The sequence below is a fragment of the Saccharomonospora sp. CUA-673 genome (assembly GCF_001942305.1).
Classification (GTDB): domain Bacteria; phylum Actinomycetota; class Actinomycetes; order Mycobacteriales; family Pseudonocardiaceae; genus Prauserella.
The window spans coordinates 1-15,424 of the sequence record NZ_MKKE01000060.1; the positions used below are offsets into that span (position 1 = coordinate 1).

15 protein-coding genes, 4 tRNA genes and 1 pseudogene are annotated in these 15,424 nt (G+C 69.8%); 11 read left to right on the forward strand and 9 right to left on the reverse strand.

All coding sequences use genetic code 11. From position 1 onward, the window contains the following. Window positions 1-17 precede the first annotated feature (17 nt). The 6 genes from BJF85_RS31690 to BJF85_RS21985 all read right to left on the reverse strand — a co-directional run bounded on the left by BJF85_RS31690 (window position 18) and on the right by BJF85_RS21985 (window position 2,121). Window positions 18-416 carry a hypothetical protein gene (locus BJF85_RS31690; protein WP_158057074.1) on the reverse strand — a complete coding sequence of 133 codons (399 nt, stop codon included), beginning with the start codon at window positions 414-416 and terminating at the stop codon, window positions 18-20. 49 nt (window positions 417-465) lie between these two features. Next, window positions 466-624, reverse strand: coding sequence for a hypothetical protein (locus BJF85_RS28200; RefSeq protein ID WP_158057076.1), 159 nt, complete (start codon window positions 622-624; stop codon window positions 466-468). Between the two features lie 626 nt (window positions 625-1,250). Continuing rightward, a tRNA-Val gene (locus BJF85_RS21970) sits at window positions 1,251-1,325 on the reverse strand. 1 nt (window position 1,326) lies between these two features. After that, a tRNA-Cys gene (locus BJF85_RS21975) sits at window positions 1,327-1,398 on the reverse strand. A gap of 54 nt (window positions 1,399-1,452) precedes the next feature. Then, a tRNA-Gly gene (locus tag BJF85_RS21980) sits at window positions 1,453-1,525 on the reverse strand. A gap of 170 nt (window positions 1,526-1,695) precedes the next feature. Continuing rightward, window positions 1,696-2,121 (reverse strand): SsgA family sporulation/cell division regulator, encoded by a 426-nt coding sequence (locus BJF85_RS21985; RefSeq protein WP_075849937.1) that lies wholly within the window; start codon window positions 2,119-2,121, stop codon window positions 1,696-1,698. 400 nt (window positions 2,122-2,521) lie between these two features. Here BJF85_RS21985 and BJF85_RS21990 point away from each other — a divergent pair. The 4 genes from BJF85_RS21990 (at window position 2,522) to BJF85_RS22005 (ending at window position 6,070) form a co-directional block, all read left to right on the forward strand. After that, window positions 2,522-2,593, forward strand: a tRNA-Val gene (locus tag BJF85_RS21990). Window positions 2,594-2,700: 107 nt separating this feature from the next. Next, entirely contained in the window at window positions 2,701-3,312 is a 612-nt protein-coding gene (locus tag BJF85_RS21995; RefSeq protein WP_158057078.1) for a malonic semialdehyde reductase, read from the forward strand. Between the two features lie 101 nt (window positions 3,313-3,413). Beyond that, window positions 3,414-5,468, forward strand: coding sequence for a threonine--tRNA ligase (thrS, locus tag BJF85_RS22000; RefSeq protein WP_075849939.1), 2,055 nt, complete (start codon window positions 3,414-3,416; stop codon window positions 5,466-5,468). Window positions 5,469-5,536: 68 nt separating this feature from the next. Next, window positions 5,537-6,070 carry an HIT domain-containing protein gene (locus tag BJF85_RS22005; RefSeq protein ID WP_075849948.1) on the forward strand — a complete coding sequence of 178 codons (534 nt, stop codon included), beginning with the start codon at window positions 5,537-5,539 and terminating at the stop codon, window positions 6,068-6,070. Between the two features lie 111 nt (window positions 6,071-6,181). On the opposite strand, the gene BJF85_RS22010 is transcribed toward BJF85_RS22005, so the two are convergent. Continuing rightward, complete coding sequence (locus BJF85_RS22010) at window positions 6,182-6,727, reverse strand: YceI family protein (protein WP_075849940.1); 546 nt, start codon at window positions 6,725-6,727, stop codon at window positions 6,182-6,184. Between the two features lie 133 nt (window positions 6,728-6,860). Here BJF85_RS22010 and BJF85_RS22015 point away from each other — a divergent pair, with 133 nt between their 5' ends. From BJF85_RS22015 to BJF85_RS30635, 6 genes are all read left to right on the forward strand, one after another. Then, on the forward strand, window positions 6,861-7,385 hold the full coding sequence (locus tag BJF85_RS22015; RefSeq protein ID WP_075849941.1) for a MarR family winged helix-turn-helix transcriptional regulator: 525 nt from the start codon (window positions 6,861-6,863) through the stop codon (window positions 7,383-7,385). A 112-nt stretch (window positions 7,386-7,497) separates the two neighbouring features. Next, the gene (gene pgsA / locus BJF85_RS22020) at window positions 7,498-8,103 is read left to right on the forward strand and encodes a phosphatidylinositol phosphate synthase (protein ID WP_075849942.1); all 606 of its coding nucleotides are present in this window, start codon (window positions 7,498-7,500) and stop codon (window positions 8,101-8,103) included. Further along, on the forward strand, window positions 8,100-9,041 hold the full coding sequence (locus BJF85_RS22025; RefSeq protein WP_075849943.1) for a phosphatidylinositol mannoside acyltransferase: 942 nt from the start codon (window positions 8,100-8,102) through the stop codon (window positions 9,039-9,041). Before pgsA ends, BJF85_RS22025 begins: the two co-directional genes overlap by 4 nt. 5 nt (window positions 9,042-9,046) lie before the next feature. Next, window positions 9,047-10,186 carry a glycosyltransferase family 4 protein gene (locus BJF85_RS22030; RefSeq protein WP_075849944.1) on the forward strand — a complete coding sequence of 380 codons (1,140 nt, stop codon included), beginning with the start codon at window positions 9,047-9,049 and terminating at the stop codon, window positions 10,184-10,186. Further along, complete coding sequence (locus BJF85_RS22035; protein WP_075849945.1) at window positions 10,183-10,701, forward strand: NUDIX hydrolase; 519 nt, start codon at window positions 10,183-10,185, stop codon at window positions 10,699-10,701. The genes BJF85_RS22030 and BJF85_RS22035 overlap by 4 nt, the downstream gene beginning before the upstream one ends. An 81-nt stretch (window positions 10,702-10,782) precedes the next feature. Continuing rightward, entirely contained in the window at window positions 10,783-11,328 is a 546-nt protein-coding gene (locus BJF85_RS30635) for an XdhC family protein (protein ID WP_075849946.1), read from the forward strand. 11 nt (window positions 11,329-11,339) lie between these two features. Here the strand turns inward: BJF85_RS30635 and BJF85_RS22045 are convergent. Then, a pseudogene (locus BJF85_RS22045) lies at window positions 11,340-13,448 on the reverse strand (elongation factor G-like protein EF-G2); the annotation flags it as partial. Between the two features lie 247 nt (window positions 13,449-13,695). Between BJF85_RS22045 and pdxS the strand changes: the two are divergent. Beyond that, window positions 13,696-14,592, forward strand: a complete 897-nt coding sequence (gene pdxS / locus BJF85_RS22050) for a pyridoxal 5'-phosphate synthase lyase subunit PdxS (RefSeq protein ID WP_139320788.1) — start codon at window positions 13,696-13,698, stop codon at window positions 14,590-14,592. A gap of 428 nt (window positions 14,593-15,020) precedes the next feature. Here pdxS and BJF85_RS22055 read toward each other — a convergent pair. Then, a partial coding sequence (locus BJF85_RS22055) for a DDE-type integrase/transposase/recombinase (RefSeq protein ID WP_139320566.1) occupies window positions 15,021-15,424 on the reverse strand: 404 nt, incomplete at its 5' end.

The following is a 15,424-nucleotide window of genomic DNA, read 5'->3' on the forward strand; positions in this document are numbered from 1 at the left end:
CCGCCGGCGTCGCTCACTCATCGTCGTCGAGTCCTCCTGCGCCCATCATCGGGCATCGGACTCTCACAACAACCGGACCACCACCCGGGGATCAGGTCACGGCCGTCGATCAGAAGGAGCTCATCATCGACATCGGCATCAGCGGGAAACGTCAGAGGCCACTCGTGGACCGGCTTTGTCGCGCACCACTCCCACACCAGATCGCCTACGCCCACCGGCGCGGGCACGGAGGCACAGACACACGCGATGGCGAGTCGGTCCAGACCGTGTTGAAGATTTCCATCGTAGGGTCGCTGCTGTCGTTCGACGCCCTTCCATCTGCTCATCCGGACCAGCCCCGAAGCGATCGAGGCCAACACGATCTCGGCCTCATCCTCCCGGCTCCCGCGTGAGGAGTACCTCGTCGATGACGCCATGCCCGCAAGATACGAACGCGCACCGACAACCTCGTACGAGAGCTGAGAATCAGACTTCGGATTCCTTCATGTGGGTTACCGCTGTGATGATCAGTTTGATCGTGCCGAGCTGAGGCTCTTGCCCGAGGGGAGTTGGGTGCACACGGGTGAGGCTCATGGCGACGGGTCCGCCGGCGTTGACCGCGCCGTTGAGCGCCGCGATGATCACGCCGGCGCGTGTTGTGGGGCACGGCCTACGGGCGGCGCGGTGGGTTGTGTGAGCTGCCGCCCGGCGGTCCAGCGCTGGAGGTAACCGCGACTTACCGCGCACTGGGAAGGTGTGCGGCGGCACCGTCGAACAGTTCGGCCTGGAGGTGGACGCCATGGGGTGGGGTTTGTCGACCTGCTTTGCTCACCGTTCGTGCGGCAAGGGAGGACATCGCGGATGCCTTGGCGAACTACCGGAGGAGGGGTTGGAGCTGCCGTTCGCCCCCGGCGGGTGGCTACTACGTGGCCGGTGTCGAGGCCAACGACAACCTGGTGTTGGCGCACCCGCAGCAGGAGGACGTGGTGCGGTTCGCTCTGGACCACGACTCCGCGGCCGTCACGTCGTTGGTGGAGTGTCCGCCGTGCGAGCATCGATGGCGTGCCGGGCTTGGCCGGGTGGATCGAGTCACACGCGGCGGCATGGGCGTGAGGACTTCGAACTCAGGAGCCCGGAGTCGTTGGTTCCAGGTGAACACATTTGGGCGACTACAGGTAGAGCAAGATCATCGCCTCCCATTTCGCCTCCCAGCAACAGGAAAGCCCCCGGCGGAGATGATCCCCGCCGGGGGCTTGACCTGCTGCTTCAGGTGGTGCGCGATACTGGGATCGAACCAGTGACCTCTACCGTGTCAAGGTAGCGCTCTCCCGCTGAGCTAATCGCGCGAGGCGGCGGCGGGAATCGAACCCGCGTACAGGGCTTTGCAGGCCCTTGCCTGAACCACTCGGCCACGCCGCCGCATATGTGAATCGGGCTTGTGCCTGATCCAACTGCGGGTAGCCGCCGCAGTCGAGCGGACGACGGGACTCGAACCCGCGACCCTCACCTTGGCAAGGTGATGCGCTACCAGCTGCGCTACGTCCGCATTTTCCGGCTTCCGAGAGGCCTTCCGCGTTGCCGCTTCGGGCTTCCCCGTCCGCCGTGGTGTGTGAAGAACTGTACCGGGTGCTGCTCCGGGGCTCTGCACGGGGGGTCGCGTTCTGTCACGACCCCACCGCCGTGGGCGGCGGTCCGCCGCCGGCACGGACGGTGTGATCAGCCCAAATCGTTGGGGATCAACCGGGTGAGCGCCTCGTCGACGTCGACCCACAGGTGCTCGTTGCCCGGCAGCACCACGTCGTAGGTCCGGTCGAGGAAGTCGGCGAGCTCCTCGGCGGACGCCTCGAACATGGCGTGCCCGGACGGCGACGTCAGCTCGATGAGAACCGACTCGGGGTCCTCCGCGGACGGGCGGATGTGCACATCGCCGTCGCCGGCGTCGGCGAGGAGGCCGTCGGCGATCAGATCGCGCGCGAACACCCACTCGACCCAGCCGGCCCTGCCGGTGCGGAACGCCGCGATGACGGCGTACGGGTCGGTGGTGTCGTAACGGAGCTCCACCTTCACCGGAACGGGAGGCGTTTTCGGTGCCAGCAGGTCGAAGACCGCGTTGGACCGGAGCGTCACGTGATCGTTTCGCATGGTCGTACCCTTCTGCTCCCTTCCCGGCCTGTTGGCCGAGGCTTACCGGTGAGACGCAGCCGAAGCCCGATTCGCTCGCCGCTTTCGCGGACTTCACTCGGACGAGCTAGCGGGTGTAGCGCCCGTCACCTCCGGTCGGCCCCGACCGCGTTTGCGCGGCCTCGTGTGTCGCACACGTCCGTACATACTGGCCGGTTTACCTGCTTCGCGATAGGACTCCCCGGGGCCGTGTTGTCCACGACATACGCCGAGGCTCCCCGCTCGGGGTCGACACGGCGTCCCTGGCCAGCCGCTTCTACGCAGCGTTTCCGCACGTATCCGCACCGTGTGGATCCAAGGACCACCCGTTTGTCGGCGCTCGAACGGTGTCCGCTACAGTTGATCGCACAAGCAACGCAGCGCGCGATTAGCTCAGCGGGAGAGCGCTTCGTTCACACCGAAGAGGTCACTGGTTCGATCCCAGTATCGCGCACCCTGGTCAGGCCCGGCGTAGTGGTAACACTCGCCGGGCCTGAGTCATTCCCGGACGACACACGTAGTGACCGACACCGAAGCTCCGACGGAAAGGTGACCGCGACCGTGACCTCCTCGCAGTACGACTCCCGGCTCGAACTCTCGGCCGAGGCCCAGGACCTGCTGTTCCGCGAGGCCAGGACGGCCAACACGTTCAGCCCCGAGCCCGTCACCGACGAGCAGCTGCGCGCCATCCACGATCTCGTCAAATGGGCGCCGACGTCGATGAACAACCAGCCGCTGCGCGCACTCGTCGTCCGCAGCGACGACGCCCGACAGCGGCTGCTCAAGCACATGGCCGAGGGCAACCGGGCGAAGACCGAGACCGCGCCCGTGACGGTCGTGCTGGCCGCCGACACCGACTTCCACGAGAACCTGCCCACCGTCTTCCCCCACGTGCCGGGCGCCAAGGACATGTTCGGCGACCCCGCGGGCCGGGCGAGGGTGTCCAGGCTCAACGCCTCGCTGCAGGTCGGCTACTTCATCCTCGGCGTGCGCGCCGCGGGACTGGCCGCGGGGCCGATGACCGGCTTCGACGCCGACGGCATGGACGCCGAGTTCTTCGCCGACAAGCCGTGGACGTCGCTCGTCGTGGTGAACATCGGCAAGCCCGGCGAGAACGCCTGGCAGGAGCGCCTGCCGCGGCTCGGCTACGACGAGGTCGTCGACACCGTCTGAACGACCCGGCGAACCCGCGGGCGGCCCGCCGGCGGCAACGCCCCGGTGGCTAGCATTGACACACCAAGTACCTGTGTTAATGCGCTTTCGAGGAGTTCACCGTGTCGCAGCCGTCGTTCGTCGCCGCCGAAACCACCGGACGCGTGGTGGTGTCGGCGGGCACTACGGCGGGTGCCGCGGTGCGCGAGGCAGGCCTGCCGAGCAAGGGGCCGGAGGCGATCGTCGTCGTCCGCGACGCCGAGGGGCAGCTGCGGGACCTGGCCTGGGTTCCCGAGACCGACGTCGAGGTGGAACCCGTCGCCGCCGACACCGACGACGGGCGCAGCGTCATCCGCCATTCGGCCGCGCACGTGCTCGCCCAGGCGGTGCAGCAGCAGTTCCCCGACGCCAAACTCGGCATCGGTCCGCCGGTCACCGACGGCTTCTACTACGACTTCGCCGTCGACACCCCGTTCACGCCCGAGGACCTGCAGGCGCTCGAGAAGCGCATGAAGCAGATCATCAAGGGCGCCCAGCAGTTCTCCCGGCGCCGCATCGACTCGCTCGAGGCCGCGAAGTCCGAGCTCGCCGACGAGCCGTTCAAGCTCGAACTCGTCGACCTCAAGGGAGGCGACGGCAGTGGCGACACCGTCGACACCTCCGAGGTGATGGAGGTCGGCGGCGGCGAGCTGACGATCTACGACAACCTCGACCCGCGCACCAAGGAGCGGGTGTGGGGCGACCTGTGCCGTGGTCCGCACGTGCCGACCACGAAGTTCATCCCCGCGTTCAAGCTCACCCGCACCGCCGCCGCCTACTGGCGCGGTGACCAGGCCAACCAGCAGCTGCAGCGGGTCTACGGCACCGCATGGGAGTCGCAGGACAAACTCGACGAGTACGTCGAGCGGCTCGCCGAGGCCGAACGGCGCGACCACCGCAAACTGGGCGCCGAGCTCGACCTGTTCTCGTTCCCCGACGAGATCGGCTCGGGACTGCCGGTGTTCCACCCCAAGGGCGGGGTCATCAAGCGGGAGATGGAGGACTACGTCCGCCAGCGGCACATCGACGAGGGCTTCGAGTACGTCGGCACCCCGCACATCTCCCACGAGAACCTGTTCCACACCTCCGGGCACCTGCCGTACTACGCGGACACGATGTTCCCGCCGATGGAGTTCGACGGGTACCAGTACCGCCTCAAGGCGATGAACTGCCCGATGCACAACCTCGTGTACCGCTCGCGCGGGCGTTCCTACCGGGAGCTGCCGCTGCGGCTGTTCGAGTTCGGGCACGTGTACCGGTACGAGAAGTCCGGTGTCATCCAGGGACTGACCCGCGTGCGCGGGTTCGCGCAGGACGACTCGCACAGCTACTGCACCAAGGAGCAGGCGCCCGACGAGGTCAAGCACCTGCTGAACTTCATGCTGTCGGTGCTGCGCGACTTCGGGATGGACGACTTCTACCTGGAGATGTCCACCCGGGACGAGTCCAAACCGGACAAGTTCGCCGGCTCCGACGCCGACTGGGCCGAGGCGACCGCCGTGCTCGAGCAGGTTGCGCACGACACCGGCCTGGAACTCGTGGCCGACCCCGGCGGTGCGGCGTTCTACGGCCCGAAGATCTCGGTGCAGGCCAAGGACGCGATCGGCCGCACCTGGCAGATGGGCACCGTGCAGTACGACTTCAACCAGCCCGAGGGCTTCGGCTTGGAGTACCAGGCGGCCGACGGTGAGCGGAAGCGGCCGATCATGATCCACTCGGCGAAGTTCGGGTCGATCGAGCGGTTCTTCGGTGTGCTCACCGAGCACTACGCGGGTGCGTTCCCGGCGTGGCTGGCCCCGGTGCAGGTGGCGGGCATCCCGATCGCCGACGAGCACACCGAGCATCTGCGCGGCGTCGAGAAGGCGTTGCGGGCCAAGGGAATCCGCGTCGAGGTCGACACCAGCGACGACCGGATGCAGAAGAAGATCCGCACCCACACCACGCAGAAGGTGCCGTTCCTGTTGCTCGCGGGCGGTAAGGACGTCGAGGCCGGTGCGGTGTCGTTCCGGTTCCGCGACGGCACGCAGATCAACGGCGTGCCCGTCGACCGTGCCGTGCAGGTGATCGCCGACTGGGTCGCCCGCCGGGACAACACCTCGCCCACGGCGGAGGCCGTGGAAGTCCACGTCGGACAGTGATCGACGTGGACGGTGCCGACGCGGGCGACGAGGCCAGGAGCACGGAGGACGCCGGGGGTGACGCCGGCGTGTCCTCGTTCGTCGCCCAGGACGGGGTCGGGGTCCGGGACACGCTTCAGCGGCTCTGGACCCCGCACCGCATGGCCTACATCAAGGGCGAGAACAAACCCGAGGACGACCGCGAACACGGCTGCCCGTTCTGCCGGCTCGTCGGACTGTCCGATGAGGACGCCCTGATCGTCGCCCGCGGACGCACCGTCTACGCGGTCCTGAACCTGTACCCGTACAACCCCGGTCACCTCATGGTCGTGCCGTACCGGCACGTCGCCGACTACACCGAGCTGACCGCCGACGAGACCGTCGAACTCGCCGAGTTCACCCAGCACGCCATGACGGTCGTGCGGGCGGTCTCCGACGCGCACGGGTTCAACATCGGCATGAACCAGGGCGTCATCGCCGGCGCCGGCATCGCCGCGCACCTGCACCAGCACCTCGTGCCGCGGTGGGGCGGGGACGCCAACTTCATGCCCGTCGTCGGGCAGACCAAGGTGCTGCCCCAACTGCTCGGCCAGACCCGGGAACTGCTCGCCGGCGCCTGGTGAGCCGGCCGCGGCTTCCTGGGCGGAGGGGACGGACATGCGAAGGCCGCGCCTGCTCGAGGACATGGAGTAGGCGCGGCCTGCGCATCCCGGGGACCCGGGGTTCGGTGAACCTCAGTTGTCGAGGACGGCCTCGATGTCGAGGACGATCTTGACCTTGTCGGCGACGACGGCCGAGGGGAACCCGGTGGCGACCTCGAAGTCGCTGCGGTTGATCTCGGTCGAGGCCTCGATGCCGATGACCTTGCTGCCCTCGCTCATGCCGTCACCGAAGCCGCCCAGCTCGGCCTCCAGCGTCACCGGCTTGGTGACGCCGTGCAGGGTGAGCTCGCCGTCGATGACGTAGCCGTCGCCCTCGGCGCGCACGCCGGTCGAACGGAACTCCAGCGTCGGGAACTTCGCGACGTCCAGGAAGTCCTCGCCCTTGACGTGCTCGTCGCGCTGGTCGTTCTTGGTGAAGATGCTGTCGGCCTGGATGGTCGCGGTGACCGACGACGAGTCGAGGCCCTCACCCGTGGTGATCTTGCCCTCGAAGTTCGTGAACTGGCCGCGCACCTTGGACACGCCCAGGTGGCGGGTGATGAACGTGACCTCGGAGTGGACCGGGTCGATGGTCCAGGTGCCGACGATGTACCCGGGGATCTGGGTGGCTGCGCTCATGAGTGTCGTTCTCCTCGTATCTCTCACGGTGATGGGGTGTCAGACCACAACTGGTTGAGCCCTCAACTAAGACCGTAACGCATATTGGTTGAGCGTTCAACCGCAGGTATGCTGGAGTGATGGACGAACCGCGATGCTGACCGCCGACGAGCAACAGGTCTGGCGTGCGTTCCGTGAGGCCGTGGGCATGCTGAACGCGCACACGGAGACGCAACTCCAGCGTGAGGCCGGAATGCCGCTCGCGTACTACGAAGTACTGGTCGCGCTCTCGGAAACACCTGATCAGGTGATGCGCATGAGCGACCTGGCCGTCGCGACCCGCTCGTCGCGGAGTCGGCTCTCGCATGCGGTCGCCAAGATGGAGGCCGAGGGCTGGGTGCGCCGCGAGGCGTGTCCGACGGACCGGCGCGGCGCCTTCGCCCACCTGACCGCCGCGGGCTTCGCCGCGATCAAGGCGGCCGCCCCCGGCCACGTCGAGGCGGTGCGGGCCGCGGTGTTCGACCAGCTGACCCCCGAGCAGGTACGTCAGCTCGGCGAGATCAGCGCCGCCATCCAGCAGGGGCTCATGCCGCGCTGCACCGAGGTCGAGAAGCAGCTGGCGGAGGAGGCCGACCGGGCCGACGAGGTCGTCGACGCGGCGACGCAGGCGTCCGCCTGACCGGCGAGAGGGGGCGCCGGGGTATCCGTACCGGTGGCTGTCGGGGTCGATCGATAGGGTTTCGTTCGACCAGCCCCAGGACCAGTCCGGCAGAACCAGCCCGTAGGACCAGATGCTCAATATCTTCGCGCGCGCCTCGGTATCCCGCGTCACCGATCCGATCGGTGCTGCGCTGGTGCGGGTCGGGATGACACCCAACGTCATGACGGTGCTCGGCACCGCAGGCGCCATCGTGTGCGCGCTCGCGTTCTTCCCGTCCGGGATGCTGCTGTGGGGCACGTTCACGGTGTGGGCCTTCGCCATGCTCGACCTGCTCGACGGGGCGATGGCCCGGGCGCGGGGGAGCACACCGTTCGGCGCCGTGCTGGACGCGACCTGCGACCGGCTCGTCGACGGCGCGGTGTTCGCGGCCATCGCGTGGTGGGCGTTCAGCGTCGAGGGCAACGAGCGCATCGCCGTCGCCGCGCTGATCTCGCTCGTGCTGGCGCAGGTGATCTCGTACGTCAAGGCGCGGGCCGAGGCGTCCGGCTTCACCGCGGCCGACGGCGGGCTCGTCGAACGTGCCGAACGGCTGATCATCGCGCTGGTCGGTACCGGCCTGCAGGGCTTCGGTGTGCCGTTCGCGGTCGAGATCGCGCTGTGGCTGCTGGTCGCGCTGTCGGTGGTGACGTTCGGACAACGCATCGTCGGCGTGGCGCGCGCGGAGGCGCGGTCGTGAGCGGCCTCGTCGGACGTCTCGCGGACGCCGGCTACGCCGCGGGCTGGAGGCTCGTGCCGAAGCTGCCGGCGAAGGCCTCCGGCGTCGCGTTCTGGGCCGCCGCCGACCTCGTTGCCCGTCGCGGCGGGGGCAGCGCCGCGCAACTGCGCGCCAACCTGCGTCGCGTGGTCCCGCAGGCCGGCGACACCGAACTCGACGAGCTGACCCGCCGGGCGATGCACTCCTACGCCCGCTACTGGCACGAGGCGTTCCGACTGCCCACCACGGGCCCCGCGGAGGTGCTGGACAAGGTCGACATCAGCGGTGTCGAGTACCTCGACGCCGCGCTCGAGGAGGGCAACGGCGCGGTCGTGGCGCTGCCGCACAGCGGCAACTGGGACGTCGCCGGCATCTGGGCGGTCGACCACCTCGGCGACTTCACGACCGTCGTCGAACGGCTCGAACCGGAGTCGCTGTACCAGCGGTTCGTCGACTACCGCGAGACGTTGGGCTTCGAGGTCGTGCCCGCCGACGGCAGCGTGTCGTTCCGGCTGTTGTTGCAGCGCCTGCGCGAGAACAAGGTGATCTGCCTCGTCGGCGACCGGGACCTGACCAACACGGGCGTGCCGGTGACGTTCTTCGACGAGCAGGCCCGCTTCCCGGCCGGTCCGGCCCGGCTCGCCGCGAGCACCGGCGCCGCGTTGCTGCCGCTGGGTTCGTGGTTCACCGACGAGGGCTGGGGTCTGCGCATCCACCCGCGGATCCGCGTCGCCAACCGCAGCGAGGTCGCGCCCGCCACGCAGGCGCTCGCCGACGTATTCTCGGGGGACATCGCCGCCCATCCGACCGACTGGCACATGCTGCAGCCGTTCTGGCCCGCCGACCGTGACGCCGCGACGTCGGATTCGACCGGGGCGAGCGCGACCGGCGAGACGAGCGAGGACGCGGACCCGAGGTGAGCGGAATGCGGATCGGGATCGTCTGCCCCTACTCGTTCGACGTCCCCGGTGGCGTGCAGGGTCATGTGGTCGACCTTGCGAAGGCGCTGCGCGGCCTCGGGCACACGGTGTCCGTGCTGGCGCCCGCCGACGCCGACGCCGATCTGCCCGACTTCGTGCACCCGGCCGGACGGTCGCTCGCCATCCCGTACAACGGCTCGGTCGCCCGGCTCCAGTTCGGACCGCTGTCGTACGCGCGCGTGCGCCGGTGGCTGCGCGAGGGCCGGTTCGACGTGCTGCACCTGCACGAACCCGCGGCGCCGAGCCTGTCGCTGCTGGCGCTGAAGGTCGCCGACGGCCCGATCGTGGCGACGTTCCACACGTCGACACCGCGCTCGCGCACCCTCGCCGCGTTCCAGGGCGTCCTGCGCCCCCTGCTGGAGAAGATCACCGCGCGGATCGCCGTGTCGGCACTCGCGCGGCGCGTGCAGGTCGAGCACCTCGGCGGGGACGCGGTCGAGATCCCCAACGGTGTCGACGTGCCCTGGTTCGCCGGCGCCACGTCCCTGGACGGCTATCCGCGGCCGGGTGGAACGGTCGGCTTCGTCGGCCGCTACACCGAACCCCGCAAGGGCATGGGCGTGCTGCTCGCCGCGCTGCGGGAGATCGTGCCCGACGTGCCCGACGTCCGGTTGCTGGTGGCCGGCCGGGGCGATGCCGACACGCTGCGCAGGCAGGCCGGTCCGGACCTGGCCGACCGCCTGGAACTGCTCGGCCAGGTCGACGAGGAGACCAAGGCGCGCGTGCTGCGCAGCGCCGACGTGTACTGCGCGCCCAACACCGGCGGGGAGAGTTTCGGCATGATCCTCACCGAGGCGATGGCGGCCGGAACCCCCGTGCTGGCCAGCGACCTCGACTCGTTCCGCAGGGTCCTCGACGACGGCAGGGCCGGCGTGCTCACCCCCACCGGCGACCCGGTGGCCCTCGGAGCGGCGCTGCGCGACCTGCTCGGCGACGAGCAGCGGCGCGCCGAGCTGTCGGCGGCAGGCAGCGCCCGCGTGGCGCGCTACGACTGGAGTGCGGTGGTGACGCAGGTGCAGCGGGTCTACGAGACCGCCATCGCCGCCGACCCCCGCAAGGTCAGCCCGGACCAGAACGCCTCATGACCCTGCTCACGGTGCTGGCGATCGCCGGCGTCCTCGTCGTGGCCGCCGGCCTGTACCTGGTGGCCACGGCCAACCGGCTCGACCGGCTGCACGTGCGGATGGACGCCGGCTGGGCGGCCCTCGACGCCGCGCTGGCCCGGCGGGCCGTCGTCGCGCGCACCATCGCCGCCGGCGCCGAACCCGGCAGTCCCGATGGCGGGGCCGAGCTGGTGGAGGCGGCCCGCCGCGCCGAGGAGGCGCCGTGGGGCGAACGGGAATTCGCGGAGAACGAGCTCACCCGTCTGCTCGCGGGTCTGGACCGGGCGGCGTTGCCCCGTCCGCTGGCCGACGAGCTCGCCGACGCCGAACACCGGATGATCATCGCCCGGCGCGTGTACAACGACGCCGTGCGCGACACGTTGGCCCTGCGCAGGCGCCGGAAGGTGCGCTACTTCGGGCTCGCAGGCACGGCGCCGCAGCCCGAGTACTTCGAGATCGCCGAACCCGACCCCCGGACCGCGCCTCCCGCGACCTGACCGCACCGGCCGGGCCCACTCACCCGGACATGGGGCCTCGTCGGACGGGGCAGCGCCGGCCGGTGGTGGCAGACTGGAGGAATGGCAACGACGGCAAGGACGGAAACGACGGAAGCGACGGCGGACGCGTGCGACGTCGCCCACGGCGCAGAGGGCGGGGACGCCGAACGGCAGACACGCACCCTGATCGCGGTGTTCGCCACGCCGGTGGCGGACTACCTGCTGCGCTACGGGTCGGACGCCGGTTTCCGGACGTTGCTGGTCGAACCGGACCAGAAGCGCGTCGCGGACGCGCTGACCGCGATGCCCGACCTGTCCGGTGCCGACGTCGCCGGCACCGCGGACATCGTCGTCACCGACCACCACCGGGACGAACTCGGCGCGGTGCTGCGGGACGCGCTCGCGCAGCCTGCCAGGTGGGTCGGCGTGATGGGCAACCCGAAGCACGAGGGCCCGCACGTGGCGGCCCTGCAGTCGCTCGGGGTGTCCGATGAGGACATCGCGCGGGTGCACCGGCCGATCGGCCTCAACATCGGCTCGCGCACGCCGCCCGAGATCGCGATCGCCACACTGGCCGGCCTGCTCGCCGACCGCAACGAGCGGCCCGGCGGCTTCACCTTCGGCTGAGCGTGCTCACCCCGTGACCGGAGCGCGTCCGGGGCGGGGTCGTAGCGCGCGTGGTGGCGGTCGAACGTCGCCGTGCCGGAGGTCATCGCACGGAGGTCGACCGCGTAGCGGAGCAGTTCGGCCGCCGGCACCTCGGCCCGCACGAGTGTGAGCCCGCCCGGCGCGGCCTCGGTGCCCAGCACCCGGCCCCGGCGCGCCGACAGGTCGCCCAGGACCGCGCCGAGATGCTGATCGCGCAGGCGGACCTCGACCTCGTCGAGCGGTTCGAGGGTGCGCAGGCGACCGCGCGCGGCGGCGTCCTTCACGGCGAGCGCACCCGCGGTCTGGAAGGCCGCGTCGGACGAGTCGACGCTGTGGGCCTTCCCGTCGACCAGCGTGACCCGCAGGTCCACGATCGGATGGCCGCCGCCGATGCCGCTCGCGAGCTGCGCCCGCACACCCTTCTCCACACTCGGGATGTACTGGTGCGGCACAGCGCCGCCGACGACGCGTTCGGCGAACTCGATGCCCGAGCCGCGGGGGAGCGGTTCCACCTCGACGTCGCACACGGCGTACTGCCCGTGGCCGCCGGACTGTTTGACGTGCCGGCCGTGTCCGGTGGCGGGGCCGGAGAACGTGGCGCGCAACGGAATCCGCACCGGCTCGGTGGTGACGTCGGCGCCGCCGTCGCGGAGCCGGGAGAGCACGACGTCGGCGTGTGCCTCGCCGGTGCACCACACGACGAGCTGGCCGGTCTCGGCGACGCGGTCGAGTCGCAGCGCCGGGTCGGCGGCCACGAGCCGGGTGAGGTTGCGGGCCAACGCGTCCTCGTCGCTGCGGGTCACGGCCACGACCGCCATCGGCAACTGTGGTTCGGGCATCGCCCACGGCTCCACGAGCAACGGGTCGTCCGGTGTGGACAGTGTGTCGCCGGTCTCCGCGGACGAGATCTTGGTGACCGCGCAGATGTCCCCGGCCACGGCGTACGGAATCTCGCGCAGCGTGGAGCCGAGCGGGCTGTAGAGGTGGGCGAGACGTTCGTCGGCGTCGTGGTCGGGGTGTCCCCGGTCGGCGAGGCCGTGGCCCGAGACGTGCACCGGGCGTTCGGGCTGCAGCCGCCCGGACAGCACGCGCACCAACGACACCCGGCCGACGAACGAGTCGACCGTGGTGCGGATGACCTGCGCGGCGAGCGCGCCGTCCGGATCCGGGGCCAGCCGGGGATGCGGGATGCCCTCCGGGGACGCGGCGATCGGGACGGCGCGTTCCAGCGGTGACGGGCACGCGCGGGCGATGCCGTCGAGCACCTCCGCCAGACCGAGACCGGTCTCGGCGCACACCGGGATCACCGGGTGGAACGAGCCGCGCGCCACGGCCGTCTCCAGGTCGGCGATGAGCGTGTCCTCCGCGATGTCCTCGCCGGAGAGGTAGCGCTCCATCAGCGTCTCGTCCTCGCTCTCGGCGATGACACCCTCGATCAGCTCCGCGCGGGCCGTCTGCATGCGGTCGACGTCGGCCGGGTCCGGCTCGCCGACCGTCGGCGGATGGCCGGACGAGTAGTCGTAGCGCTTGCCGGTGATGAGGCCGATCAGCGCCGTGTCGCCCGCGGTCGGCAGGTACAGCGGCAGGACGCCGGCGCCGAACGCCTCGGCGCACGCGGCGATCTCGCCGTCGACGTCGGCGCGTGCGTGATCCAGCCGCGACACCAGGACCGCGCGCGGCATGCCGATCCGGGCGCACTCGTTCCACACCTCGACGGTGGCGTCATCCACGCCGTGCCCGGCGGAGACGACGAACAGGGCGGCGTCGGCGGCGCGCAGACCGGCGCGGAGCTCGCCGACGAAGTCGGCGTACCCGGGTGTGTCGATCAGGTTGATCTTGAGGTCGCCGTGGCGGACCGGGGCCACCGACACGGCCACCGAGCGCTGTTGGCGCACCGCGGCGGGGTCGTGGTCGCACACGGTGGTGCCCTCGGTGACCGCGCCCGCGCGCGGGACCGTTCCGGACGCCACGAGCAGTGCCTCGACCAGGGTCGTCTTACCCGAACCGGACGGCCCGACGAGCGCCACGTTGCGGAGCCTGCGCGGGTCGTCCACCGGCGCGGCGCCCGGGTCGCCGCCCTTGCTGTGCTTCTCGGACATCACGACCTCCTGGCGGTCACCGACGACTGTGTCCTCGATCACACACCCGCGCGGCCGTGACGGCAAGGTGGCTGCTCCTCGGCGGCCCGGGTGAAGGGGTGACGGAGGGGTGGCAGAGGAGCGACGGCGCCGAAGTGGCCTTTCGAGATGGCGCGCGAATGGCCACCTCGAGAAGGCCACGTGCGTCCTAGTCTGACCTTTCCGTTGTTCGTGTTCTCCGAAAGGAACTCTCGTGTCGCAGTCCGCCATGTCCCACTCCGCGTCGGAGATCGGCACCGCCCGCGTCAAGCGCGGAATGGCCGAGATGCTCAAGGGCGGCGTGATCATGGACGTCGTCACGCCCGAGCAGGCGAAGATCGCCGAGGACGCGGGCGCTGTCGCGGTGATGGCACTCGAACGCGTCCCCGCCGACATCCGCGCACAGGGCGGGGTGGCACGGATGAGCGACCCCGACCTCATCGACGGCATCGTGAACGCCGTGTCGATCCCCGTCATGGCCAAGGCGCGCATCGGACATGTCGTCGAGGCGCAGGTGCTGCAATCGCTGGGCGTCGACTACATCGACGAATCCGAGGTGCTCACCCCCGCCGACTACGCCAACCACATCGACAAATGGCGGTACACCGTGCCCTTCGTCTGCGGCGCGACCAATCTCGGCGAGGCGCTGCGGCGCATCACCGAGGGTGCCGCGATGATCCGCTCCAAGGGCGAGGCCGGCACCGGCGACGTGTCCAACGCGACCACCCACGTGCGGCAGATCCGCGCCCAGCTGCGCACCCTCGCCGCGCTGCCCGAGGACGAGCTGTACGTCGCCGCGAAGGAGTGGCAGGCGCCCTACGAGCTGGTGCGTGAGGTTGCCGCCGCCGGGAAACTGCCGGTGGTGCTGTTCACCGCCGGCGGTATCGCCACGCCTGCCGACGCCGCGATGATGATGCAGCTCGGCGCCGAGGGGGTGTTCGTCGGGTCCGGGATCTTCAAGTCCGGGGATCCCGGGCGGCGGGCCGAGGCCATTGTCAAGGCCACTACGTTCTTCGACGATCCTGATGTGGTTGCCAAGGTTTCTCGCGGGCTTGGGGAAGCCATGGTGGGGATCAATGTTGATGACGTGGCTGAGGGGGATCGGTTGGCTCAGCGCGGGTGGTGATCCCGGCGGGGTGGGGTGCTACTTCGGGTGCGTGTTGGCATCCGGGGTGCCGTGTTGGCATCCTGCGTCGCCGTGTTGGCGTTTTTGGGCGTCGTGTTAGCAGTTGACGTCGCTGTGTCTGCAATCTGTGGACGCCGTGTCAGCATTCCACGTCGTCGTGTCAGCGTTCTGCGTCGCCGTGTTGGCGGTTTGGGTCGTTGTGTTGGCGGTTTGGGTGCGGGATCTGCACTTGGGGTTGGGGTGCTCGCCGGCGGGCAGGTCTCTGGGATGTTGGGCGGCTTTGCCGCTGCTCCGTGTCATCCCGTCGACCTCTCGTTTCGTTTATCACGCTCCAGCAGGCGCAAGGGTTCGTTGTTGTGTGGCGGTTGTGGGGTGGGTTGCGCCCTGCCTGGTGCGTGGGGGCTGCTGAAGGAAACTGTGACAGTGGTTTAGGCCGCCGGGGTGGCGGTGTGGCTCATGATGGTTTCGTATTCGATGGGGGTCAAGCGGCCGAGGCGGGCTTGTCTGCGGCGTCGGTGGTAGGTGCGTTCGATCCAGGTCACGATCGCGATGCGGAGCTCTTCGCGTGTGGCCCATGTGCGGCGGTTGAGCACATTGCGTTGCAGGAGGCTGAAGAAGCTCTCCATGGCGGCGTTGTCACCGGCTGAGCCGACCTGGCCCATCGAGCCGCGCATGTGGTGGCGCCACAACGCTTGCTGCAGTTTCCGGCTCCGGAATTGGCCTCCACGATCGCTGTGCAGCGTGCAGCCGGCGACGTGGCCACCACGGCGGGCGACGGCCGATTCCAGCGCGTCCAGGGCGAGCTGGGAGGTCATCCGGTCGGCGATGGAAT

What these genes read in the sequence shown, in the direction of transcription:
- BJF85_RS31690 (WP_158057074.1), bottom strand. Translation starts at nt 416, where the DNA reads ATGGCGTCATCGACGAGGTACTCCTCACGCGGGAGCCGGGAGGATGAG.
- BJF85_RS22035 (WP_075849945.1), top strand. Translation starts at nt 10,183, where the DNA reads ATGACCCTGCTCACGGTGCTGGCGATCGCCGGCGTCCTCGTCGTGGCC.
- BJF85_RS30635 (WP_075849946.1), top strand. Translation starts at nt 10,783, where the DNA reads ATGGCAACGACGGCAAGGACGGAAACGACGGAAGCGACGGCGGACGCG.
- BJF85_RS22030 (WP_075849944.1), top strand. Translation starts at nt 9,047, where the DNA reads ATGCGGATCGGGATCGTCTGCCCCTACTCGTTCGACGTCCCCGGTGGC.
- BJF85_RS22015 (WP_075849941.1), top strand. Translation starts at nt 6,861, where the DNA reads ATGCTGACCGCCGACGAGCAACAGGTCTGGCGTGCGTTCCGTGAGGCC.
- pgsA (WP_075849942.1), top strand. Translation starts at nt 7,498, where the DNA reads ATGCTCAATATCTTCGCGCGCGCCTCGGTATCCCGCGTCACCGATCCG.
- BJF85_RS21985 (WP_075849937.1), bottom strand. Translation starts at nt 2,121, where the DNA reads ATGCGAAACGATCACGTGACGCTCCGGTCCAACGCGGTCTTCGACCTG.
- pdxS (WP_139320788.1), top strand. Translation starts at nt 13,696, where the DNA reads ATGTCCCACTCCGCGTCGGAGATCGGCACCGCCCGCGTCAAGCGCGGA.
- BJF85_RS22010 (WP_075849940.1), bottom strand. Translation starts at nt 6,727, where the DNA reads ATGAGCGCAGCCACCCAGATCCCCGGGTACATCGTCGGCACCTGGACC.